At 41.8% G+C, this 24571-nt stretch carries 27 protein-coding genes; all 27 read right to left on the reverse strand.

Translation table 11 applies throughout. The features are described 5' to 3' along the window. Positions 1–63 precede the first annotated feature (63 nt). On the reverse strand, positions 64–2844 hold the full coding sequence (ileS, locus tag BMX79_RS03025; RefSeq protein WP_091478987.1) for an isoleucine--tRNA ligase: 2781 nt from the start codon (positions 2842–2844) through the stop codon (positions 64–66). A gap of 263 nt (positions 2845–3107) precedes the next feature. Then, on the reverse strand, positions 3108–3764 hold the full coding sequence (locus BMX79_RS03030; RefSeq protein ID WP_091478989.1) for a DivIVA domain-containing protein: 657 nt from the start codon (positions 3762–3764) through the stop codon (positions 3108–3110). 76 nt (positions 3765–3840) lie between these two features. Continuing rightward, positions 3841–4626: a YlmH family RNA-binding protein gene (locus BMX79_RS03035; protein WP_091478990.1), complete on the reverse strand. Its 786-nt coding sequence runs from the start codon at positions 4624–4626 to the stop codon at positions 3841–3843. Between the two features lie 7 nt (positions 4627–4633). Continuing rightward, the gene (locus BMX79_RS03040; RefSeq protein WP_091478992.1) at positions 4634–4933 is read right to left on the reverse strand and encodes a YggT family protein; all 300 of its coding nucleotides are present in this window, start codon (positions 4931–4933) and stop codon (positions 4634–4636) included. A gap of 24 nt (positions 4934–4957) precedes the next feature. Then, positions 4958–5428 (reverse strand): cell division protein SepF, encoded by a 471-nt coding sequence (locus BMX79_RS03045; protein WP_091478993.1) that lies wholly within the window; start codon positions 5426–5428, stop codon positions 4958–4960. Positions 5429–5452: 24 nt separating this feature from the next. Continuing rightward, positions 5453–6670 (reverse strand): cell division protein FtsZ, encoded by a 1218-nt coding sequence (gene ftsZ, locus BMX79_RS03050; RefSeq protein ID WP_091478995.1) that lies wholly within the window; start codon positions 6668–6670, stop codon positions 5453–5455. A 30-nt stretch (positions 6671–6700) separates the two neighbouring features. Further along, positions 6701–8011, reverse strand: a complete 1311-nt coding sequence (ftsA, locus tag BMX79_RS03055) for a cell division protein FtsA (protein WP_091478996.1) — start codon at positions 8009–8011, stop codon at positions 6701–6703. Positions 8012–8245: 234 nt separating this feature from the next. Next, the gene (locus BMX79_RS03060; protein ID WP_091478998.1) at positions 8246–9073 is read right to left on the reverse strand and encodes a cell division protein FtsQ/DivIB; all 828 of its coding nucleotides are present in this window, start codon (positions 9071–9073) and stop codon (positions 8246–8248) included. A 21-nt stretch (positions 9074–9094) separates the two neighbouring features. After that, positions 9095–10219 carry an undecaprenyldiphospho-muramoylpentapeptide beta-N-acetylglucosaminyltransferase gene (murG, locus tag BMX79_RS03065; RefSeq protein ID WP_091479000.1) on the reverse strand — a complete coding sequence of 375 codons (1125 nt, stop codon included), beginning with the start codon at positions 10217–10219 and terminating at the stop codon, positions 9095–9097. A 23-nt stretch (positions 10220–10242) separates the two neighbouring features. Next, entirely contained in the window at positions 10243–11628 is a 1386-nt protein-coding gene (gene murD, locus BMX79_RS03070) for a UDP-N-acetylmuramoyl-L-alanine--D-glutamate ligase (RefSeq protein WP_091479002.1), read from the reverse strand. Between the two features lie 95 nt (positions 11629–11723). Beyond that, positions 11724–12686 (reverse strand): phospho-N-acetylmuramoyl-pentapeptide-transferase, encoded by a 963-nt coding sequence (mraY, locus tag BMX79_RS03075; RefSeq protein ID WP_444826248.1) that lies wholly within the window; start codon positions 12684–12686, stop codon positions 11724–11726. 20 nt (positions 12687–12706) lie between these two features. Next, on the reverse strand, positions 12707–14851 hold the full coding sequence (locus BMX79_RS03080) for a penicillin-binding transpeptidase domain-containing protein (protein WP_091479006.1): 2145 nt from the start codon (positions 14849–14851) through the stop codon (positions 12707–12709). Further along, positions 14848–15228 carry a cell division protein FtsL gene (gene ftsL, locus BMX79_RS03085; RefSeq protein WP_091479008.1) on the reverse strand — a complete coding sequence of 127 codons (381 nt, stop codon included), beginning with the start codon at positions 15226–15228 and terminating at the stop codon, positions 14848–14850. The genes BMX79_RS03080 and ftsL overlap by 4 nt, the downstream gene beginning before the upstream one ends. A gap of 40 nt (positions 15229–15268) precedes the next feature. Then, on the reverse strand, positions 15269–16222 hold the full coding sequence (gene rsmH / locus BMX79_RS03090; RefSeq protein ID WP_091479009.1) for a 16S rRNA (cytosine(1402)-N(4))-methyltransferase RsmH: 954 nt from the start codon (positions 16220–16222) through the stop codon (positions 15269–15271). A gap of 15 nt (positions 16223–16237) precedes the next feature. Then, positions 16238–16669 (reverse strand): division/cell wall cluster transcriptional repressor MraZ, encoded by a 432-nt coding sequence (mraZ, locus tag BMX79_RS03095; protein WP_091479011.1) that lies wholly within the window; start codon positions 16667–16669, stop codon positions 16238–16240. Positions 16670–16842: 173 nt separating this feature from the next. After that, on the reverse strand, positions 16843–17223 hold the full coding sequence (locus tag BMX79_RS03100; protein ID WP_091479012.1) for a DUF3397 family protein: 381 nt from the start codon (positions 17221–17223) through the stop codon (positions 16843–16845). Positions 17224–17327: 104 nt separating this feature from the next. Beyond that, positions 17328–17549: a 50S ribosomal protein L32 gene (gene rpmF, locus BMX79_RS03105; protein ID WP_373419236.1), complete on the reverse strand. Its 222-nt coding sequence runs from the start codon at positions 17547–17549 to the stop codon at positions 17328–17330. A gap of 3 nt (positions 17550–17552) precedes the next feature. Next, on the reverse strand, positions 17553–18116 hold the full coding sequence (locus tag BMX79_RS03110; RefSeq protein ID WP_091479014.1) for a YceD family protein: 564 nt from the start codon (positions 18114–18116) through the stop codon (positions 17553–17555). Positions 18117–18220: 104 nt separating this feature from the next. Then, the gene (locus BMX79_RS03115) at positions 18221–19420 is read right to left on the reverse strand and encodes a nucleotidyltransferase (RefSeq protein ID WP_170230939.1); all 1200 of its coding nucleotides are present in this window, start codon (positions 19418–19420) and stop codon (positions 18221–18223) included. 15 nt (positions 19421–19435) lie between these two features. After that, a complete protein-coding gene (locus BMX79_RS03120; protein WP_091479017.1) occupies positions 19436–20158 on the reverse strand; it encodes a class I SAM-dependent DNA methyltransferase in 723 nt (240 codons plus the stop codon). Continuing rightward, a complete protein-coding gene (rsfS, locus tag BMX79_RS03125; protein ID WP_091479018.1) occupies positions 20158–20517 on the reverse strand; it encodes a ribosome silencing factor in 360 nt (119 codons plus the stop codon). Before rsfS ends, BMX79_RS03120 begins: the two co-directional genes overlap by 1 nt. Continuing rightward, positions 20498–21130 (reverse strand): bis(5'-nucleosyl)-tetraphosphatase (symmetrical) YqeK, encoded by a 633-nt coding sequence (gene yqeK / locus BMX79_RS03130; protein WP_091479020.1) that lies wholly within the window; start codon positions 21128–21130, stop codon positions 20498–20500. The genes rsfS and yqeK overlap by 20 nt, the downstream gene beginning before the upstream one ends. Next, positions 21120–21761 carry a nicotinate-nucleotide adenylyltransferase gene (locus BMX79_RS03135; RefSeq protein WP_091479021.1) on the reverse strand — a complete coding sequence of 214 codons (642 nt, stop codon included), beginning with the start codon at positions 21759–21761 and terminating at the stop codon, positions 21120–21122. The genes yqeK and BMX79_RS03135 overlap by 11 nt, the downstream gene beginning before the upstream one ends. A 22-nt stretch (positions 21762–21783) precedes the next feature. Beyond that, positions 21784–22095, reverse strand: coding sequence for a ribosome assembly RNA-binding protein YhbY (yhbY, locus tag BMX79_RS03140; RefSeq protein WP_091479023.1), 312 nt, complete (start codon positions 22093–22095; stop codon positions 21784–21786). 11 nt (positions 22096–22106) lie between these two features. Continuing rightward, positions 22107–23231, reverse strand: coding sequence for a ribosome biogenesis GTPase YqeH (gene yqeH, locus BMX79_RS03145; RefSeq protein WP_091479024.1), 1125 nt, complete (start codon positions 23229–23231; stop codon positions 22107–22109). Further along, the gene (locus tag BMX79_RS03150; RefSeq protein WP_091479026.1) at positions 23209–23754 is read right to left on the reverse strand and encodes a YqeG family HAD IIIA-type phosphatase; all 546 of its coding nucleotides are present in this window, start codon (positions 23752–23754) and stop codon (positions 23209–23211) included. The genes yqeH and BMX79_RS03150 overlap by 23 nt, the downstream gene beginning before the upstream one ends. A gap of 91 nt (positions 23755–23845) precedes the next feature. Then, positions 23846–24097, reverse strand: a complete 252-nt coding sequence (locus BMX79_RS03155; protein WP_091479027.1) for a YkuJ family protein — start codon at positions 24095–24097, stop codon at positions 23846–23848. Positions 24098–24571: the final 474 nt, after the last annotated feature.

A 24571-nucleotide genomic window follows, 5' to 3' on the forward strand; every position in this document is an offset into this window, starting at 1 on the left:
CAGTAAAATACTGAGTTCCTCCAGTTTTCAATAGAAAACAGAGGAACTCAGTTTCAACTCACTTTAACTGTTTAAAACTTCAGGGTAATGCTCTTCACAAATAGAGTGGCAGCGTGGGCACAACTGCTCATCCTCATTCAAAGCTACTGTTTCTTCAGATGTGATACGGCAGCGTGTGCATACCTCCCCTGGCATACGTTCGACCTTGATTGCTACACCATCAAAATCAAGAATAGACTCGTCGCCTTCAGGTTTTTCATCAAGACTTTTCACAATGAATTCAGATGCGATAAGGATCTGGCGGATATCACTGTCAAGTGTATCTAGAAGACTTCTGATATCATCTGAAGCGTAGACTGTCGTTTTCGCTTCAAAGTCTTTTCCGATCACTTTATTCTCTCTTGCCACTTCGTTAGCTTTTAGTACTTTGTCTCGGAATGTCATGAATGCACTCCAGTTTTCAAGTACTTCTTCTTCATTGCTGAAAGATTGTACTTCAGGGAATTCTGACAGCTGTACGAAATCCTCTTCTTCCTGCAGGTATGTCCACATTTCTTCTGCTGAATGAGGCAGGATCGGCGTAAGCAGTTTAGTCAGATCTCTGATGATGTGATAGAAAACTGTCTGCATCGCCCGTCTGCTGTAGGCATCAGGCGCGTCAATGTATAGAACATCCTTGGAGAAGTTCGCATAGAAGTTTGAAACATCTACAGTACAGAACTGATTGATTTCTTTAAAGATATCTGAGAAATCATAACGCTCATAGCCATCCACGACGTTTTTCACTGTCTGGTTCAGACGGTTCATCAAGTACTGATCCACTGGGCGTAAGTCTTCATAAGCAATGCCATCCGCTTTAAAGTCGAAATCTTCAGTATTCTGGATCAGGAAGCGAATCGTATTTCTGATCTTTCTGTAAATTTCCGATACCTGTTTAAGAATATCCATGCTGACTTTTACATCTGCCTGAGTATCTACACTGGATACCCAAAGACGGATCAGATCGGCACCCATCTGCTTGATGACTTTATTAGGATCGATTACATTACCAATCGATTTACTCATTTTCTTCCCTTTGCCATCAAGAACCATTCCTTGAGAAAGAACAGCTTTATAAGGAGATACTCCATTTATTGCAACAGATGTCGTGATGCTGGAGTTGAACCAGCCTCTATACTGATCAGATCCTTCAAGGTACAAGTCTGCCGGGAAGGTCAGGTTCTCTCTTTTGCGCAGTACTGCATGGTGAGAAGATCCGGAATCGAACCATACGTCCATGATATCTGTTTCTTTCGTAAATACCCCATTAGGACTGGATGGGTGTGTGAATCCTTCCGGCAATAGCTCTGCAGGCTCTTTTTCAAACCAAATATTCGAGCCGTGTTCCTCGAATAACTGGGCAACATGTTCAGTTGTTTCCGGCGTGATGATCGCATCTCCGTTTTCAGCATAGAATATCGGCAGAGGTACACCCCAGGCACGTTGTCTGGAAATGACCCAGTCTCCACGGTCTCTGACCATGTTATATATGCGCTGCATTCCCCAAGGCTGCAGCCAGTCCACTTTCTGTACAGCATCAAGAATATCATCTCTGAAATTGTTGATAGAAGCAAACCATTGCGGAGTCGCTCTGAATATTACTGGTTTCTTAGTTCTCCAGTCATGTGGATAACTGTGAGTAAAGAAATCAAGTTTTAGCAACGCATCATTCTCTTCCAGCCATTCAGTGATCTGTTTATTTGCTTTGTCATAGAACTGTCCTTCCAGTCCTGGAGCTTCGTCAGTGAAGCAGCCTCTTTCGTCTACTGGAGACAGAACAGGCAACTGATACTTCTGACATACGATAAAGTCATCCTCACCGTGGCCAGGAGCAGTATGAACAAGTCCAGTACCATCTTCAAGGGTAACGTGATCCCCTAAAATCAATAAGGACTCGCGATCATAAAATGGATGCTGTGCAGTAATCCCTTCAAGATCTTTACCGGCAACTTCTTTAATTAATGTCACATCAGACCATTCAAGAGTCTCTGCAACTTCTTCAGCTAGTTTAGATGCAACAACAAATTTTCGGCCGTCTGCTTCCAGCACAGCATAATTTGTGTCGGGCTTAACTGCAATAGCTAAGTTCGCAGGTAGTGTCCATGGCGTAGTTGTCCAGATGATGAACGATGTATCATTATCCAGAAGATCATTGCCGTCTTTTACTGTAAACGCGACATAGATGTTAGGCGATCGCACATCGTGGTATTCGATTTCTGCTTCAGCAAGTGCTGATTCACTTGACGGAGACCAGTAAATCGGTTTAAGACCTCTATAGATATAATCTTTTTCAGCCATTTTTCCGAAAACGCGTATCTGTTCAGCTTCATAGTCCTTGGTAAGAGTGACATAGGGATTATCCCATTCACCGGTAACTCCAAGTCGTTTAAAGTCTGTTCTCTGTTTTTCTACCTGTTCCCAGGCATAATCTTCACAGAGCTTTCTGAATTCCACTACTGACATGGACTTTCTGTCTACACCAGTATTAGTCAGCGCCTGTTCTATAGGTAGGCCATGGGTGTCCCAACCAGGTACATATGGTGATCTGTAACCAGACATGGATTTATATCTGACGATAATATCCTTTGATATTTTGTTCAAAGCATGTCCAATGTGGATGTTCCCATTAGCATATGGAGGGCCATCATGAAGAACAAAAGACGGTTTATCTTTATTCAGTTCCTGTCTCTTGTTATAGATGTCTGCTTCTTCCCATTCCTTCTGTCTCTCTGGTTCTTTGTTCGGCAAACCCGCCCGCATGGGAAAGTCTGTTTTCAGCAGATTTAGTGTATCTTTGATTTCCATTTTCTCACCCTTATTCTAATAGTTTTGATAAAAAAAAGACCTCATCCGAAAGGACGAAATCATCGTGGTACCACCTTAATTTGAAAAGTGAAGAGTTAATCTTCCCTTTTCCTTCGCTTCCTTAACGCAGAATGACGCAAGTACTTACTTTATTCAGCACTTGTTGACTTAAATGATAACACATAGCTTCCGCTTGTCAATTCTCACCAGGTATTGACTCTCTGTTAAGCGTACACTATCTGTCGCGTTTTAAGTATCTTAAATTATTTTACTTCAGGGAGTTCGACTGCGGGCGTCATGCCTTCTTCGTACCCGTCCAGCTCTTCAGTTTCTTCAACTTCATCGACCTGATCCTCGTCCTGTCTGTCTTCCAGTTCTTTCTTTACTTCTTTAATCGTTTCGATATCCGGCTGTTCAGAGGTTGGCGGCTGAAGAAGATCATCCCATTCTTCCTTTTTTACCAGTTCAAGCTGAGATTCGATCATCAACTGAAGTCGCTGTCTGAAAATACGGCTTTGCTTTCTAAGCTCTTCAGTTTCCTGCTCGATGCGTCTAGCTTTGTTCACAGCATCTTTCAGAAGCTCATCTGCATGATTTTCAGCATCATGCTTGACATTAGAGGCTTGAGTTTCCGCTTCTTTTGTAATCATTTCCGCTTCTTTTTCAGCATTCTTCTTCAGACGGTCAGCTGCGTCCTGAGCGACTAAGATCGATTTATTGAGAGAATCATGCATCTGATCATAATTTGCCAGTTTTTCTTCAGCAAAGCTCAGTTTCTTTTCTGTTTCTTTTTTCTGTTTTAAAAGCATTTCGTAGTCTTTAATGATCTGATCAAGGTAATCATTTACATCATCCTGATCATACCCTCTCATTTTAACAGGAAATTCCTTATTATGTATATCCAATGGTGTTAATGCCATGGAAAAACACCTCCACATTTTATTAGGCTTCAATGCCTTTAGTATAATGAAACTGAACCATTATCTCAAGAATCAGTTAACTGTTTCTGTCCAGAACTCCAAGAGATAGTCGAATTTTTTCTTTTTTAGTCTTTCCCTCAATCGATTGCAGTCGTAAGCGGCCGTATCCTCGAATAGATACAACATCATAAATACCAAGTACAGTATCTGGTCGGTCTGTTTCATTCCAGTTTATTTTTACTTTTCCTGAAGCGATCAGCTCTTTTGATTTCTGTCTGGAAATATTAAAAGCACCGGCGAGAACAACATCCAGTCTTAAGGAAGAAACGATTTCATCTCTATCTTCCCAGCTGTCTTTTGGAAGAATCAGATCAGTATAGGAAATTTCTTCAAGCTGTATTGTAATTTTTCCTATCTTGTCTATAGAAGACATCAGAAAATCCATGATCGATCCGTCTGCAAAGAACTGCCAGCGGTCGCCATCGGAAATTATATCTCCGATCGTACTTCTATCGATTCCAGCTCCCATAAGTGTTCCGAGTATTTTTCCGTGACTCAAGTCAGCGAACTTCTTAGGGTATCTGATTTCAGAAATTCTGATGTCGAAATCATTCTGATCCGGATCAAAATAAGACGGTGAAAGATAGAGGCGCCTGCGTTCGGCTGCCTCATATCCCCCATACGTACTTATCTTTATATCCTCATATTGTCCAGCTATCGATTCAACGATGAACTGCTGCCTCGGATCCAGAAATGGACTCAGATAAGGTGTGTACTGCATCTCAACCTGACGCAGCCAGTCACTCACCTGATCGATAAACTGTTTCTCATCTTCTCTGAAGTGCTGATAAATTGATTCCATTGTCATCTCATCCAAACTGTCTGACTAAATTAAACAGCATACTGAATACTGCATTAACTCCGTAACCCACAAATGTTAAAGAAAACAGTGCGACTAGCCCTGCCAGACTGATCATGCCAATAGGCGGAACGAAGCGTCTGAAGAACCCGACATATGGTTCACAGATTCTGATCAGAAACTGCCCCAGGCTGGACTGATATCCACCAGGGAGCCATGACAGCAGAAAGTATACAACAAGCGCTATTCTATAGACTTGCAGTCCCTGCATAATTAGATTATATAATACACTTAATATTTGAAGGCCCATTTATAAAATAAAGCTCCGTTCTCATTAGTAATCGTTGTTTTTTAATGCCTGCAGTTCTGCCCCATCAATTTCAAAAGAATGAGGGGTACAGATGAAAATTTCTTCGCCGAGTCTCTGAATATCTCCCTTGATCGCATAGGTTGTTCCCATAAGGAAATCGATCATCTTTTTAGCCTGATTTTTTTCCATTCTCCTGAAGTTCAGAATGACAGACTGATTTGCAAGAAGCAGATCAGCGATGGATTGAACATCAGAGTAAAGCCTTGGTTCCATCACTTTTATGCGTGGCTTTTTCAAGGCCTGCTGGTGGTTGATGGCCACAACATTTTGAGAAACGGATTTTTTTGTTTCTTCCATCCCTCTAAATGCAGGCACTGTTGCCTCGGGCGCTTTTTTCTTCTCTTTTTTCGGTGTCTGCTCTGACATGTCTTCTTCCAGATCGTTGTCAGTATCATTTAAAGAAAAGTAATCATTTAATTTATCTTTGATGCTCATTTTACTCTTCCTTTCCAGTGACTGTTATTTACGTCGACGTCTGAAGAAAGGGGGAGTATCCATTTCTTCACTTGTGCTGTCGGTTTCATCATCTCTGGAAAACAAATTTCCGGAAGCCGACTCTTTACGGTTTTCAGCTTTTTCATCCAGGTCTGCATTGTGTCTGTCCCTAAGATTAGGCTCTTTACGGATATCCCAGTTGCCGAAAGGATCCTTTTCATTTGATGCAGGTGCAGAAGGTTTTGACTGCTTCTTAGATGGAGCAGGCTTCTGCTGCTGGTTCTTCTCAGCATCTATACCTGTTGCAATAACTGTTACGATAACCTCATCGCCCAGATCTTCATTAATTGAAGTACCGAAGATAATGTTAACGTCGTTTGTAGCTGCTGCAGATACGATATCTGAGGCATCCTGTGCTTCAAATAGTGTCAGGTCAGATCCACCCGTAATATTTAGAAGTACATTTTCTGCCCCATCCAGAGATACTTCAAGTAGTGGGGATGAGATGGCTTTCTTAGTTGCCTCAGCTGTTCGGTTTTCTCCAGTTGCTGTACCGATACCCATTAACGCTGATCCCTGATTTTCCATGACAGTTTTAACGTCTGCAAAGTCCAAGTTAACGTAACCAGGATTGGTGATCAGATCAGAGATACCCTGTACCCCTTGTCTCAAGACGTTATCAGCCTCTCTGAAAGCTTCCATCATTGGGGTCTTCTTATCTACTATTTCAAGCAGACGATTATTCGAAATTGTAACTAATGTATCCACATGTTCGCGCATGGATGCAATACCTTCTGCAGCAAATCGGCCTTTTTTCGGTCCTTCAAAAGTGAAAGGTCTCGTAATGACACCAACTGTCAGAGCCCCTTGTTCTTTAGCAATGCGTGCTACGATTCCGGCAGCACCAGTTCCTGTTCCGCCACCCATTCCTGCAGTAACGAAGACCATGTCAGCTCCCTGCAGCGCGTCAGCAATAGCTTCTTCACTTTCCTCAGCAGATTTTCTTCCTACTTCAGGGTTGGCTCCTGCTCCAAGGCCTCTAGTCAGTTTAGGTCCTAATTGAATTTTAGTTTCTGCACTCATCATATCCAGTGCCTGCAGGTCAGTATTGGCAACAATGAATTCCACGCCTTGTACATCGTCTTCGATCATACGGTTGACAGCATTTCCTCCAGCGCCACCCACACCTATTACTTTAATAACTGCTCCATTTGAGATTGCTGAATCAAATCCTAATTCCATTCTTTTTCCTCCTGTATAACCTTATCCAATTTAATCAAAAAAACTCGAAAAGATTGATTTTATTTTATCAATAAATGACTCACTAGAAGCATTACTTTGATCGCTGCTGACTTTAGATTGCTTATTGGACACAGCCGGCAGTTTTTCGGCAGGCTGATCTGTCGTCTGAATGTATTCACTGTTCAGAACAATGGCATTCAACAGCTTAGTCAGTTCATCCATATGTGCTTTCGTGTACACGAGTGCAATGGCATTTGAGAAAGAAGGATAACGAACGCCCATGAAATCTGGTATGTACGTTTTGACATTCACTTCAAAAATGTCCTCCGCCAGTTCTTTCACTCCGGGAATGGCAGCTGTGCCTCCTGTCAGAATGATTCCACCTGGAAGATCGAATGCACCAATGTCATCCAGTTCAATCTGGATTTTTTCAAATATTTGAGCCAGTCTGGCTTCAATGATTTCAGCGATGTACGATTCTTTGACATCTACTGTTCCCTCTTGACCAACAACATCGATTGAAAGGGTCTGATCTCTTTCATCAGTCAGCTTACTATACGCATAGCCGACTTCTCTCTTAAGCTTCTCGGCATTTTTCAATGATGTGTTCAGAACAACGGAGATATCTTTCGTGATGTTTTCTCCACCCTCCTGAACGATTGTTGCATATTTAACTTGTTCGTCATGGACTGCGGATGCAGAAGTCTGCCCCCCGCCCAGATCGATCTGAATGGTACCGAACCGCCGTTCATCTTCTGACATGATCAGTCCAGCCATTGCTTCAGGCTGAAAAATCAGATCACTAATGGTGTACCCTGCATTGTTGACACTTTTTTTGACATTATGCAGGACCGTTTTCGATGTTGCCAGGAGGGTCCCGTAAAGTTCTACTTGGTCTCCAACCATTTTTCGTGGGTCTTTTATTCCGTCGAACCCATCAACTAAAAATTCTTCAACCATTACTGATAGAAGCGTCTTATCGGACGGTGTTTTTTTTGTTCTAACTTGCTCTATAATTTTTTTGAGTAATGAATCGTTAATTTCCTGTGATGCATTTTCATTTGAAACGGTCACGTGAAAAGGATTGATTTCAATATTAGTGGCAGGTACTCCTACGATCAGTGAACCGATCTGTATTCCAGATTTTTCTTCTGCCTGTTTAACTGCTTTTGTTATAGACAGTGCTGTTTCGTCAATATCTATTATTAATCCTTTATTGATTCCATTAGATTTTTCACTGCCAACTCCAATAACATTCATCTTGCCATTTAACACTTCAGAAACAATGACTTTTATTGAAGTGGTTCCAATATCTAAACTTGAATAAATTCCATCCTTCACTTTATTGAAACCTCCCATTCTTCAATAATCAATTTCAAACACGCTGTTTTGATTTTAACTATTGATACATATCATTCTACCATAAACTTGCGTGTATAATGAAGCCCATTTATTGATTTATCAGTATATTTGAATTACTTTTGTGTAACAGTCCAGATGCTTGAATCTCCAGATTTTCTAAATTAAAAAGCCTCACCCAAGGGATGAGACTTCTCACATATTAATACAGATAAATTACTCATCACTCTGGTCCATATCTCCATGCTCATTATCATCTTCATAGGCTTCATATTCCTCTGAGTCATATGGGATGAAGTAAGCACCGGCTTCCAGGTCGAACACGCCTTGTTCATCAACTGTTTCTCTCATCTGTAGATAATAGTTCAACCGTTCTGCAAATGTCGGAATCGAGGCAAGCACTTCATTTCCATCGTTCATGAATGCCCTGACAAGCATGGGGTTCCGGCTGTCATCCAGGTGCTCTATTTCAGATATTAATGACTGCACCTGTTCATCTACTTCTTCATAGGTTTCAAGCATACGATCGAGTGCTTCTCCTTGTCTGAAACTCAATAGTATTGGCTGGCTGGAGGTGATCCGAGGCAATGTTTCATCTAGAATCACACCATTCTCAAGTATTTTCTGATACTGATCATCCGTCTGAAGAAAAGCCACTGTCTCGAATTCACTGATGGTGAGCGTCACTGACTGCAGCCCGGTCACGTTCAATTCTGCACCAGAAACTTGAGGGATTTCTTCAACAATTCTGGTTTCGATCTCTTCTCTTCCAAAGTACGTACCTAAAACAGAATCCCCTATAGCAATTGAACTATAATTGAATACTTCCTGATCGTAGACTTCAGTGGTCCCTTCAACCGATACATCTTTTACCTCACTATACGTACTGACTGTATAAAGTGACGCAAGTATAGCCAATGTAAACACCAGCATCAAGCCGGACCATTTCCAGTAAAGTCTTTTTCTGCTTCCTGCATGACCTGAAGAAACTGCCTCTGTCTGACTATTTTCGGCTGTTTCCTCTAATCCCTCTTTTTTTGACATAGTCACTTCTCCTAAAAACTCTTAACCGTTCATAAGTGTCATCAACAGATGAATAATCTTGTCAGATGCATCAGGCACTCCGAGCTGTTTAGCTTTAGCTGCCATATCATTTCTCATATCTACATCCGACATAAGCTGATTTACTGTTTCAATAAATCTACTGCTGCTCAGTTCATCTTCACGAATAAGTTCTGCTGCTCCTGCTTCAGATAGACTTCTAGCATTCTTAGTCTGATGATCTTCAGTCACATTAGGACTTGGGATCAGTATACTTGGAACACCAAGGGCTGTCAGTTCTGCCAGGGTAGTTGCTCCACTTCTTGACACCACTAATGAAACCGATGCAAAGACGCTTGGCAAGTCTTCAATGTAAGGGACTATGCTGATTTTAGACTGATCGTTTTCAGAACCACAGCTGTCTTTCCACTTTGAAGACAGGGCTTCAAAGTGCTCTCTACCTGTTACAAACAGAACTTGGTAATCAGCTTCGACCAATGCCTGACAATGATCGATCACTGTATTATTGATGGCAGCTGCTCCTCTGCTTCCGCCAAAAATCAGGACAGTTAGTTGTTTCGGATCCAGTCCAAACCTCTTCAAGCTATCGTTCGCTTGAATATCTGCAACTTCCTGGGCTCTCGGATTGCCTGTAAAGACAACCTTCTCTTCCTGTCCTTTAAACTGATTCTCTGCATCCTTAAAGCAGATTGCTATAGCTGATACATAGCGGGCCAGAAACTTATTAGTGATACCTGCCACGCTGTTCTGCTCATGGATCACTGTCGGTATTCCTTTTTTAGCTGCAGCATAGCATACAGGAGCACTGACGTAACCGCCAGTCCCAATAACCGCATCAGGTGAAAATTCGGCAATTATTTTTTTAGACCGTTTAATAGACTGGATAAAATATCCAATAGTTTTCAGATTATACTTCAATCCTTCAAAATCAAGTTTCCGCTTAAAACCCTCTACCTTTAATGCTTTGAACGGGATGGAATGATTCGGGACAATCGTACTTTCAAGTCCTCTATGTGTCCCGACATACAAGAATTCGATATCGTCATTTATTGCTTTCATTCGCTTGATCAGCGCAAGGGCCGGATAGATATGGCCACCGGTACCGCCACCAGTTACTAAAATTTTCATAAATTATGCACACTATTGGGTGCTTACTCCCCTTTTTCATCATTGACTTTTATTTTACTGATCGTATCGATGTAATCCTGACCCCTTGCTTCGAAATTAGCATAAGCATCCCAGCTTGCACAAGAAGGAGACAGCAAGATCACATCTTTTTCATCACTAATCTCAAATGCTTTATACACTGCCTCTGATAATGTCTCGAAAGCAGCCTGCTCGCTGATACCGGCTTTCTTTCCTACTTCCAGCAACTTACTTTTAGTTTCTCCAAAAGTAAACAATGCCTTGACGTGATTTCTGAAAGAAGGAATAAGATTATCCAAGTCGTCTTCACGATCAAGCCCGCCCGCAAGCAGAATCACTTTTTCCTTGAATCCTTCAAGGGCATTAATTGTGGCCAAAGAATTCGTTGCTTTGGAGTCATTATAAAACCGCCGCTCGCTGATTTCATCTACAAACTGCATCCGATGAGGAACCCCATGGAAATGACTGAGCACTTTCTCGATCGCCTGATTACTGATCCTGTACAATTTCGCAACCGCTATAGCTGCCAGTGCATTTTCCAGATTATGTTTGCCGGGTAGAACGATATTTGAACTATCCATAATTTTTTCGTCATTAAAGTAGATAATCCCATCATCAAGATAGACCCCCTTTTCTAATCTGGTCTTGCGGGAAAAAGGAATCAGCTGGGCTTCACTCGCTGAAAGAACAAGATTTGTCAGTTCAAGCTGGTCATGATTATAGATAAGGTAGTCTTCAGCTTGCTGATTTTTAGTAATGGCCATTTTAGCTCCAACATATTCTTCTCGAGACCCATGGTAATCCAGATGAGCAGAGTGAATATTGGTGATAACTGCAATATTTGGACGGAATGTTCGTGTTCCCATAAGCTGAAAACTGGATACCTCCATAACAAGTGTATCCTCCGGTTTAGAATGTAAGGCGACAGTTGTTGAAGGGGTTCCGATATTCCCAACAGAATAAATATGTCCATCTCCTGCTTCAGATTCCAGAAGGGATTCGATCATCTTGGTGGTCGTCGTTTTTCCATTTGTTCCTGTAATCGCTACTAGGGAAGATGGTGATATTGTATAAGCTACCTCCACGTCAGTAATGATAGGGATGTCTCTTTTGACAGCCTCTTTCAGTAATGGATTGGAATAAGGAATGCCCGGATTTTTAACGAGCAGATCTATCTCCTGATCTAGCAATGACAGCGGATGTCCTCCTGAAACAACCGTTATACCCATGGATCTGAGATCTTTAGCTTCATCACTGGTGTCGATATCTTTGTAATCATTCACGGTGACATGTGCGCCAAGTTCTCTAAGAACTTTTGCTGCACTGTATCCACTGACAGCCAGTCCTAAAATCAGCACCTTCTTGTTTTTATACTCCGTTTGATTGCACATGACTATTCTCCTTAACACATATTCAGTCTCTGATTCTTCTCTTATTCAGCTATGAAAAAAACTGGAAGTAGATAACTACTACCAGTTCCGGTTTTTTATATACTTATCAATGCCAGTATACTAGTGATCAGTGTGATAATAGAAAAAATAATAACAATTTTCCATTCGCCCCACCCGCTCATTTCAAAGTGATGATGAATCGGGCTCATTTTAAAGATTCGTTTTCCTCTTAATTTAAACGACCCTACTTGCAGCATCACGCTTGCAGTCTCGATGACAAACACCAGACCGATGATCAGCAATGTCCATTCCTGATCAAGGATGATCGATGCGCCTGCGAGTCCTGCGCCAAGAGCAAGTGATCCGACGTCTCCCATGAACACTTTTGCCGGTTTTTTATTGAAAATAAAGAACCCAATAAGCGCGCCCACAACTGCTGCAGTAAAGACGGCAACTTCCCACTGTTCCTGCCATACGGCAATAATAGTATAAGCACCATAAGCAATCATTCCGGTTGTTGCAAGCAGTCCATCGATTCCGTCTGTCAGATTAGTCGCATTTGAAAACCCCACCAGCCAGAATAAGACAAAGAAGATATAAACCCACCCGATCGATACACTTAAGTTAAAAGGTAAACTGATGGTCTGAATGGGGATCAGACTGCTGACACCGAAATAGAACAATACTGCACCAGCGATTTGAGCTAAGAGTTTTTGAAGACTTGTAAGGCCTAGATTTCTTTTCATAACAACTTTAATATAATCATCCACAAACCCAATAAGGGCAAATACGATAAAGATGAATACCAATAAGGCTGTCAGCCAGAACTCTCCATCAATAAACACTGAGAAAATTAATGAGGACAGAACCACAGAGATGAGAATCGAAAGGCCCCCCATTGTAGGTGTGCCTGACTTTGATTCATGCCAGGAAGGTCCTTCTTCTCTGGTTGTCTGTCCCAACTGCTTTTTTTTGAAATAACTGATTACAGTCGGCATCAGGGAGGCAGCTATCAATCCACTGAGTACCAACGCCATTACCAAATACACACTATCCACTTTTCTTGTCCACTCCTATGTCATTCTTGATTCGAAGCTAATTGTACCACTATTTCAGTTCCAGTTTCAATAAATGACCCGGCAGACATGTTCTGTTCCGTCACAAAACCTTCACCTTCTACTGTGAGTGCTATCCCGGTGAGTTCTGCAAGTCTATACAAATCATTTCTTGACCAGCCAGTAAGGTCCGGCAGAGTCATTGCACCATTTGTCAGAAGCAATACTCGTTGTGTCTCATCTACATGCATCTCCTGTCTTGGATACTGTTGAACAACTCGTTCGCCAGAGCCGATTAGGCTGTAGGAATAATTGTTTTCTGCCAGGTAATCAACAGCATCTTGAGTAGGTTCTTCTACAAGATCCGGCATGTCAGTTGCGTAGGTTTTCTCACTATTCATTTCGCTATCGGCCGAATAATATTCCAGAGCCCTTTTCATGACAGGATTGAATATTTTCTGAACAGCCTGGCTGCCGTGAGTGATTGTATTCAGTTCGGGTTGCTGAACAGTCACATAGAGAATCAACTCCGGATCATCAGCTGGAGCCATTCCGACCACTGAAAAGATATTATTGTTTGATCCACTTAGATAGCGGCCAGTTTCCGGATCGGCAATTTGAGCAGTCCCGGTTTTAGCTGCAATTTCAAAGCCATCGATCTGGTACCCTCTTGCAGTCCCATGTTCACTATAGACTGTTTCTTTAAGATACTGCAGTGTCTGAGCCGCCGTTTCAGGTGTAATGATCTGCTCTTGTTCTGAAACCTCTGTCTGTTCTGATACAATGTGAGGCTCTACCATTGTCCCGCCGTTAGTAAGAGCAGAAAAGGCTCTCAGCATCTGAACAGGGGTTACTGCAATTCCCTGACCAAAGGCAGTATTGATTTTTTGTAACGGCCACTCATAAGGATTGCTCCCGTTAGCTTCATTGGGCAGGTTTATTCCAGTTTGTGTGCCGAAACCGAAGGCATCCAAGTAACTTTTCCACTTATCATGACCCATCTCTTCTACTTGATGAACAAATGATACGTTACTGGAACGGGCCAGTCCTTCAAGATGAGTAATTGTTCCCCATCCCTCACGTCTGACATCTCTGATCGTTCCTCCACCTGCCTGGATTTGTCCAGAGCGATAATATTCGTAGGGTCTGAAGGTCCCTTCCTGAATCGAAGCAGCCAGCGTCATTGCTTTCAAAGTCGATCCTGGTTCGAATGTATATTCGACCAGAAGATTCTGCCAGGACTGATCAATTCCTGCCTTTGTAGTCGCATTGAAGGTAGGACGTTGAGACGTAGCCAATATTTCTCCAGTTTTTGCATTCATCAGGTTCGCCGTGATGTATTCGGGCTGATGTGCCTGATTTACTTCTTCCACAATGCTTTCAAGAAAAATCTGCATGCGACGGTCTATAGTCAGATTAAGATCTTTGCCGTTGACTGGATCCACTTCCTCGATTTCCTGGTCGGGAATCACATAACCAAAACGGTCCCGCTGATATTTGATCCATCCATTTTCACCACTCAAATGATCATCGTACTGTTTTTCCAGACCCATGACTCCATGAAGCTGGTCATCACTTTCATCTGTGACTTGAGCCAGCCCGATCGTATGTGAGGCAAATGTACCATTAGGATACAGACGGCTTCTGCTCTCATCAAAGGTTATTCCGGTCAGTTCATTTTCTGCGAGCTCATCTCTTATCGCACTCATTGTTTCAAAAGTCAGATTGCTTCCAGCATTTCCGAACTCGACTTGCTTACTGTCCTGAGTCAGCCGGGTATATACCTCGGCCTCATCCAGTGACAGATGGGCAGCAAGTATTTCTGCAACAGCTTTAGGGTCTTCAATATGCTGTGGCCTACTTGGAGATGACCATTCATCAGTAAGGATGGCTACCATCTTGTAGGTCGTTGCATCCGTTGCTATCGGATTACCATTTCTGTCGAATATTGTTCCTCTGCGAGCCTGAAGTACATTGTTACGGGTATATAATTTTTCTACATTTAAATGCAGATCTTCCCCGTTCACTTCTCCCCTGACCATGATCCAGGTAAATCTCATAAAAATTGAAGCAAAGAGAACAAAGCAGATTGTATACATAAAAATAGCAATCATTTTTCTGTTACGAAAAGGGTTGGTCTCTTTTACTTTTTTTCTTAACTGCTTCATCTGAATACATTCCTGATTTGCTCTTCGTTCATTTCCAGACCGTTTTCAATAGCAATGGAATAAACTCTGTCATATCTGGACAATTCCTGGACTTTCTGTTCAAAATTTTCGTTTTCAATCTGAGTAACGACTGCCTGAGACTGGATATCCTGAATCGAACGATTGATCGTAGATACCTGCATAGATAATGCAATATGTACAACTGCCAAACCGAATAGCACAGCACCAAAAAAGCTTATGACTGCAGATTCAAGCCGCGTCAGTCCTTTTGCCTTCGGACTGGGTTCTCTTACCTTCTCGGGTTCCTGATTGATATCAGGTTGCTGCAGGGGCTGTTGATTCATTTCATACTGTCTTGCTAAGTTATCATTCATCATGTGATCAATACTCCTTTCTTCAATATACCGCTTTATCTGTTCAGTTGATTCTCTGTTTTTCTACGATTCTCAGTTTTGCACTTCGAGACCGGTTATTATCAGCTAGTTCCTCATCGCCAGGAACAATCGGCTTCCTGTTAATCAGCTTAAGTACCGGCTGCTCGTGATCAGGGATGACCGGGAGTCCTCTAGGAAGATCCGGCAGCTTGGAGTAACTCTTAAACATCTGCTTGACTATTCGGTCTTCCAGAGAATGAAAGGTAATGACGCTGATCCGTCCATTGATATTCAAAAGATCGATTGCTGCTTCGAGCGAGTCTTCGAGTGCGCCTAGCTCATCATTGACAGCTATTCTGAGGGCCTGGAAGATGCGTTTTGCAGGGTGCCCGCCTTTTCTTCTTGCCGGCGCCGGAATCGCTTCTTTAATCAGCTCAACCAGTTCCTGAGTTGTATTTATAGGTCTGTCTTTTCTTGTCGATTCAATCAGTCTCGCGATCTGTTTGGAGAATTTTTCCTCCCCATACCTGAAAAATATTCTGACTAAGTCGCTGTACTCCCAAGTATTGACAATATCATGAGCACTTAAGTCTTGTGACTGATCCATTCGCATGTCAAGGCGTGCATCTTTGTGGTAACTGAACCCTCGTTCAGTGATGTCCAGTTGAGGTGACGAGACACCAAGGTCATACATGATTCCGTCTACCTTATGCACACCTAGTTCATTTAAAGCTGAAGTAATATTTCGGAAGTTAGTGTGGACAAACGTGATTTTCCCTTTATCCACCTCTTCCTTTAGTAATTCTGCTGCATTATTGATTGCCGTAATATCCTGATCAAAAGAGTATAAATGCCCTCTTTCATCAAGTCTTTCTAATATAAGGGACGAGTGTCCGGCTCCGCCCAGCGTACAGTCAACGTAGACGCCGTCTGGACGTATATTCAGACCGTCGACGGTCTCGTTCAGTAAAACTGTTTCATGTTCAAATTGTGTCATTTTTATCCTCCGTTACTAAAAGCCGAAGTCAATCATTTCCTCCGCTATTTCTTCAAAAGACTGGTCAGCATCTTGAGAAAATACTTCCCACTTCTCTTCACTCCAGATTTCGATCCTGTCTGAAACACCAATGATATAGCAGGTCTTTTCCAGCGCTGCATGATTGATCAGCGGGCTCGGAAGGTTGATACGCCCTTGTTTATCCAGTGAACATTCAGTTGCAGCTGAATAAAGAAAACGCGTGAAGGTTCTTGATTCTTTTTTGGCTAGGGGAAGTTGCTTTAATTTATTCTCCAGCAGTGTCCATTCCTGCATGGGATAGCCAAAAAGGCAGCCATCCAGGCCACGGGTCACAATGAAACGCTCTCCCAGATCCTCTCGGAACTTGGATGGGATGATCAGCCGACCTTTTGCATCAATATTATGCTTATATTCGCCTAATAACATTTCACTGCCCCCTCTCCCCACTTATAAGGCTAAGTCTACCACAATGCCCCACTTTCTACCACATCATTATAGAAATAAAATACAATTGTAAAAAAAAACTGAAAAAAAAGCACCCAGGATATCTGACTGCCGTCAAACTCTCGGATGCTTTAAAAATTTAATTAAATTCATACTTAACTAAAGGCCTGATAAGCTATGATGATGCCTATTGTCAGGTAACCAGTAAGAAGAATCAGGAACACATATCTCCACCATATCCTGAAGAAAAAGTAAAGATTCAATTCCTCTTTGACAAAAGTTCTGAATGTAGCGATAACAATCCCCATTAACGACAGAACAATAATAATGTACGGAATGAGATTGATTTCAAAGTAAAGTCTCCCTAGAAAAAATAATAAGATCAGCATATAAGGGATGAGTAGATCCACTACTTTGACAGGAATATTAACCAGCCTGAACTGCCGATTTATTTTTTTGGAAAACAGCAGGATGATAACTGGCAAAAGGTAAAATGCTATTATAATCAAATCGACTGAACCATCAATGATGTCCACTTCCTATCCATTCTTACGATTAACTATCAGAAAAAAGCGTTCATGAGTTCACCCATAAACGCTTTTTCCTATACTCTATATTAAGTCGATCGTGTATTCCACGATTAACTTTCTTTGCTTACTACCTCTTTACCTGCGTAAAATCCGCAAGATGGGCATACGTGGTGATTACGTTTCACTTCACCACAGTTTGGACAATCACTCATGTTTGGAAGGTCCAATTTGATATGAGTACGTCTTTTTGCTTTTCTGCTAGTAGATGTTCTTCTTTTAGGTACTGCCATTTTCCAACACACCTCCTTAAAAGGATTCGATTCCTGATTCATATACTACTCATTGTCCTCTTTGAACAGATCTTTCAATGCGGCAAATCGGGGATCTCCCTCACCATCATCAGCCAATCCCGGATGATCGTCATGGTCTTCCTCGTCGATCACATGCCAGTCTTTCCCACTAGGCATTATGCCTGATTGACGCTCGTCCTCTGTAAAAACCTGAGTAGGTTTATTAGTTAAAATAGTATCTTCTATCGGTTTCTGTAAATCAAGAATATCTTCAGATAATTCCTCGACCAGTTCATCTTCTGTAAATGATTCCGGTGATACAGATGACAGTGCCGGCAGATATATTTCAGAAAATGGGATCGTCAACTGAACCTTAACCGGTTCGAGTGATCGTGACGAAGGCATTGTGAGAACCGTATCGAGTACGAGGTTAACATAGTAGACTTCATCTTTTTCATTTTCCAAAGTTCCTTTAATCTGTATTGGCTCAGCATCAAGGACTTCTTTATCTCTTTTCTTCAGTGATTCTGAGAAATCGACTGTCCCATCCATTATTAATGGCTGGTCCTGATATTTTTTTAATTCGTTTAGTGCCCATTTAGTTTTCAATGACTTCACCTCAGTGTTTGTCGTTAAGTTCTGCTAGGAAATAAGCAGTCACTGCTGAGAACCTAGAGGATATACCTTGTACTTGGACAACAAAAATAATTATACTAGTTTAGCGTATTAATGTCAATAAAATTAATAGGTTTAGTATAAAAATCTTGTTGACGTATTCGCTCTTTATCAGCCAGACGATAAATATGTCCCGCCTTGATATCCTGCTCAAAATTGACCGCAGTTCTTTTATGAAGATTGGAAACCAAATTGACCGACCATTCTTTTTTATGCCTACCTATATAATCTCGACCTGCTTCCGTAAATCCAAGTAAACGTACAGCTTCAATTTCCTTTTCTGACATAATCATATTCTGTTTGGTGTTGTTCATTAGAATATGACAGCAGATACGCTGCAGAGACACCCAGGTCAACTGTTTGGTCTTGACCGCCTCGATGAATTCCCTCATTGATACTGCATCACTGATTTTCTCTTTCAACCGGTACTCCAAACCTGTTTCCATGAGATAGATCTGACTTAGTTCTTCAATGCTCATCACTGATAATCTGTAATCAAGCAGAAGGAACAGGTCCTCCCACGATATAAGCGGCTGACTGTTCAGTGCATCATACATTTCAGCCGGTACAAATGATTCGACAGCTGTACATGGTTGGCGCTTTTCAAGTAGAGTTCTTCTAATTGCAGTCGCACTGGCTATATTGAAAGAACTGTCAAGCTCATGATCATGATAATGGCTGTTTTTTCTGGGAATAGTTTCGATGGCCATATCATACCTGTTCCTTCTGATTTCTTTAGCATAAGCAAAACCAAGCATATTGTTTGGTTGAGTGAGATCAAGTGGAAACTGATCGAAATAGGTGTTGATCACATCACTGAAATTCCGTGCATAAGTCTTTTCCTGCTGATGCGCCTGCTTGAATAAGTCATCCAGCTCAGCCTCATTTTCTATATAGAGGTCAGCAGCTTCTCTGAAGGCCTGGCTGTTTCCATCCTCACTTCCAAAACTGATCAGATCACAGCCTAGACTGTTAAGGATCGATACAGCTCCTTCAGCAAAAAAATCAGCCGGCTGAACACTAAAGTCAGTCGGCAGTTCCACAACCATATCTGCTCCATTCATCAATGCAGCTCGGGCTCTTGACCATTTATCGACGATTGCCGGTTCGCCTCTCTGAAGAAAATCCCCACTCATTACAACAATGATTACATCAGCTTTTAATTTTTCTCTAGTTTCTTCAAGATGATACTGGTGTCCATTATGAAACGGGTTGTACTCAGCAACGATTCCGCACACTCTCATCCTGTCACCTTACTTTCTAACTTTAAAAAACCATCGTTCACTGTCTGATTCGACTGTGTCACTAAAATCAGCTGTCACTTCGACCGTTTTAAACCCTGCCTTCTTCAGCAGTTCTGTATATACTTCAATGGGGTAGGTACGTTCTGAATGTACTTCTTCAAATCGTTCATATCGGCCCTCTTCTGTCTCTACAAAAAACGTCAGATGATGATCGACTGCTCCTTCATGCTCCCCTTCATAGCTGTCCCATAAAAAAACGATATCATCGACTTCGGCATGGAAGGAAAACTCCTGAAAGAGCTCCATTTTATGAAGAGAATGTACATCAAATAAAAATACCCCTTCAGTAGAAAGTACAGAGTAAACTTCTTCAAATACCTTGGCGAGAGATGCTTCGTCTTCCATATAGCATAGTGCGTCACTGTAACAGATGACACTGTCATATTCTGGAAGCTCAGAGAGATCTTTCATATTTCTCTGAAGAAGAGGGAAAAAGACTTTACTTTTCGTCTGTCTGTCATATGCCAGGCTAAGCATCTCTTCAGACAGATCAAGACCTGTCAGATCGTAGCCTGCCTCTTTGAGCATAATGCCAAGGATCCCTGTTCCGCAGCCCAGCTCAAGCATTGTCTGATTCTCTGATACATGTTTCTGAGTATAGGTCAGCCACTTTCCATACAGACTATCGTCCATGAGCTGATCGTACACTTTAGCGAACCAGTTGTAACTCATTAGCTCAGCCAGCCGCTGACATCGACCTGTTCAGCGTCAGACCAAAGTCTTTCCAATTTGTAGAACTCTCTTTCTTCCTCATTGAATAGATGTATGATCACATCTCCGAGATCGATCAGGATCCATTTTCCCTGATCCTTTCCTTCCACTCTCTTAACTGGCTGCTGATTCTTCTCAGCTGCCTCCAGTATACTCTGGGCAATTGCATCAAGCTGACGGTTATTGTTGGCGTGCATAATTACAAAATAGTCTGCTAGAAGTGATACCTCTTTCATATCCAATGCCAGTATTTCCTGAGCCATTTTATCATCAGCTGCTTTAACTACATATTCTAAAAGTTCAATAGACGAACGGGTCATCTTGCTCCTCCTTGTTTTTAACGCCCCAGGCATTGTATGTCTCGATTGCCTTGGGATATATTTTTGCCTTACGTTTTATCAGATTTTTTAATGTGTGTCTGGAAATGTAAGCTATAGTCGATTCAAGATCGGTCTTTGCAAGCTGACGAGCATCCTCCACACCATTGAACGACCGGTTAGGTTCGATGAAATCTGCAATGTAAATGATCTGCGCCACGATATCCATTCGGGGCGAACCGATGGTATGGTATTTTATTGCATCCTGTATCTCTTCATCATCTAAGTGATACTCGTTTTTCATCAGAACTGCTCCCACAGGCCCATGCCAGATGTTGCTTCCGAACTGAAGCATTTCCAGGTCCAGGTTTTCACTAATGATCAGATCACGCATCTCTTCATCCGGTTTTTCTTTTGCATAGTCATGAGCCAGTGCAGCTATACTGACTTTCTCCTTGTCAGCATTATAAGCCTCAGCTAGTTTCAAAGCTGTTTTTTCAACTCTCAAAACGTGCTTGAACCGTCTTTTACTCAGCGTCTTTTCCATAAGCTCAACAAGTTCAGGCCTAGACAGATCGCAATAGTTTTGAGAATATATCGGTTTGTTATTTTTCATTCTTATATAGTCCTTCACTTTCGATGTACTTCTCGGTTTCAGCCGTGACTAGATACCTGATCGAACAGCCGTCTCTTACCTTCTGGCGGATCATACTCGAGCTGATATCCAGATCAGGCACGTCTACCATAATCACTGGATAATGGGTACCGGTCTTATAATTGGGCCGGTTGACAGCTACAAACTGAACGAGCTGAATAAGTTCATCTACTTTATACCAGTTCGGCAGATCCTCGACCATATCCGCTCCTATGATAAAGTAGAATTCTGTATCAGGATGCTTCTCCTTAAGTATTCTTATCGTATCGTATGTGTAACTTTTGCCTTTCCTCTCTATTTCACTTAGATCGATCTTAAACTGCTCATTATCTGAAAGTGATTGTTCAAGCATATTAACTCTGTGCACATGATCGATTGTCTGCTTCGACTGCTTGTGAGGCGGCTCATACGATGGTATAAACAGAATAGTATCCAGGTCAAGCTGATCTCTTACATGTTCTGCTATGATAAGATGACCTAGATGAGGTGGGTTGAAACTTCCTCCAAGGATGCCGATTTTTTTATCAGGAATCGACTGTAAAAGTTCAGTGAGCACTTCGGGTTCAATGGTACTGGAAACGTTATGACTCACTTGCTTACACCTGCCTTTAATTTTATCTTGGTAGTCTGGAAGAGTAGTGCTGATATTTTTCTTCTTCCGCCTGTTTATATAGCACCAGAACTTTTCCTATCGTCTGAACGACGGTTATATCCGACTCTTCTTCGATAAGCTCTTTTGCCTCTTTGGTGGTCCAGTCAGTATTCTGCAGCAGCTGGACTTTCATCAGTTCTTTATTTTCAAGAGAGTCTTCAAATTCTCTTATCATTTCAACAGTCAGCCCGTTTTTTCCAATCTGGAAAAGGGGTGACATATCGTGCGCTTCTGCTCTTAAGAAACGCTTCTGCTTGCCTGTTAATTTCATCATTGTCCTTCTTTCTAAATTAATTGCTTTCTGATCAGTACATCTACACCCTGAGGGGCCCATGCGGCAATTTTAGTATCTGCTTGATCGATTGAAATCCATCCTAACCCGGAGAATACGATATCAGAGGGACCCGAGGTCACAAACTCATATCGCTTCATACTGGCAATTTCACTGTCCTCAGAAGGTGGAGTAAGCAGTTCCCCTTTCTGACTGGAGTAGAGGTCATCAGCCTTCTCGGTTTTCGTTCTGTGTATATACAAGTCATTAGCAAAATAGCTGACGAATGACTGCTTATCATTTCCGGAGATGTAATCAAAGCGTGCCAGACCGGCAATGAAAAGTGTCTGCTCTTCATTCAGCTGATAACTTTTCGGCTTGATTTCTTTTCTCGGGGTGATTTCCTTGATGTCTTTCGCTGATAGATAATAAGACAGCTGACCTGGCTGAATGACTCCAGGGGTATCGACCAGCATCCGTTCGTCATCGAGAGGAATTTCAATTTTACCGAGTGTAGTACCAGGGAAATATGAGGTCGTTACGACATCGGATTCATCTGTTGCCAGATTGATGATCTGATTTACTAAAGTGGACTTACCGACATTGGTCGTTCCTACAATATAGACGTCTTTCCCTTTTCTTGCTTTTTCGATTTGTTCCATAAGGTCCATTACATGATCTTTGCTGAGTGCGCTGATCAGATGGACGCTATCCGGTCTGATTCCGACCAGGTGGGCCTGTTCAGTTATCCACTGTCTCATTTTAGACTGCTTTAAAGACTTCGGCAGGAGATCGACTTTATTCCCTACGATCATCAGAGGGTTTTGTCCTGCAAATCTCTGTATGCCTGATATAATGCTTCCATTAAAGTCAAAAATGTCCACCAGGTTGACGATGAGCGCATCTTTCTGACTTAATTCATGAAGCATATTAAGGAAATCATCGTCTGTCAGTTCTACATCCTGAACCTCGTTGTAATGTCTCAGTCGAAAACATCGCTTACAATAGACTGCTTCATCTTCGGCTGCTTTTTCGAGTGTCTTAGTCGGTGCATAACCGGATTTCGATTCGTCTTTATCCTGAAGCACTGCACCGCAGCCAATACAATATAGCGTGTCAGTTTGTTCTATTTCTGTCATGTAAACTTCCTCTCCATTTCATATCCGGGTCTTTCTCAATCAGATAATTCATGATTTTCAATTCAACGAACCGGTTCAGTCGGGTATTCCAGGCATCGGAGTCCAGAATAGGTTTAACGAGAACACTTCTGATTCCTGCATGATTGGCTCCTTTTATATCCGTAATGATTTGATCTCCCACCATCATTACTTCGCTTTTATCAAGGTCAAATTCCTCAAGAGCTTTTTTGAACCCTCGCTGAAAAGGTTTCAAGGCATTCGGAACGAATTCAAGATCAAGAATACAAGCTACTTTTCCTACTCTTTTTCGTGTGTTATTTGAAAGGATGATAACTTCGATATCATTTTCCTTCATCAGTTTGATCCATTCAATCGTCTCTTCGGTTGCCTCGGGATTGTTCCAGGCAATGAGCGTATTGTCCAGATCGGTCAGAACTGCCTTGATCCCAGCATTTTTCAGCTGTTCAGGAGTGATCTGATATATCGACTCGACCATCCACGTTGGTTTAAAACTTTTAAGCATCCACTTCCTCCTATTCTGAACTGTATTTTTTTACATAGGGGTTCTATCTAAAAAAAAGGAAGCACACAAAGCACTTCCTTTTGTGCACTTCTTAATCTTCTGTAGATGTTGCAGGTTGAACAAGTTCAAGTATTTCGACAGCAACATAGTCAATATTGTCAAACTCATAGGTCTGCTGGCTTGTACGGTCTTCAAGCTCGAACATGTTGGATTTGCTGTCATATCTAACGATACACTGCTCCTTGCCGTCTCTTTCGAAACGTCTTACCTGCACCTCGTCAGACTGATCTTCACGCATCGCATCCAAGCGACGGATAATTGGTATCAGTTGGGATGGTTTCATAGACTTTCCCCTTCCTACTTCTATTCTTCTTCACTAATCTATTTTACCAGAATTCGTTGTAAATTACAGTAATTGTATCATGATTTACTAAATTCTCAGAAGTCTCCGCCAGACTTATAAATATCCCTCTTCAACCTGAATTATTCATACCTCTAAATGTGGATAACTATTTCTATTAAACTCACTGCTTTTTTAGACATTTTTAAGTATTAACTGTCTATCATGCCACTTTATATCCTTCTCGATTAGATCGAAAACAAAAAGATGGAAAAAAGAGTATAAAGACCCCTTGGTCTTACAATCGTCAAAAAATTAATATGATCTTCTGGAGTAGCTAATGTAACAGAACCAACTGTTGAATATTCTCCAATATTGTCCAGAACAGTGAAGAGAAAACGTAACCTGTGGACAAGCGGACTTTTATTTTACGCGCATGTCGTGTCAGCCTTCCAGCAATGTGGAAAACTTTAAACC

Source organism: Alkalibacterium pelagium (genome assembly GCF_900109325.1).
GTDB lineage: Bacteria > Bacillota > Bacilli > Lactobacillales > Carnobacteriaceae_A > Alkalibacterium > Alkalibacterium pelagium.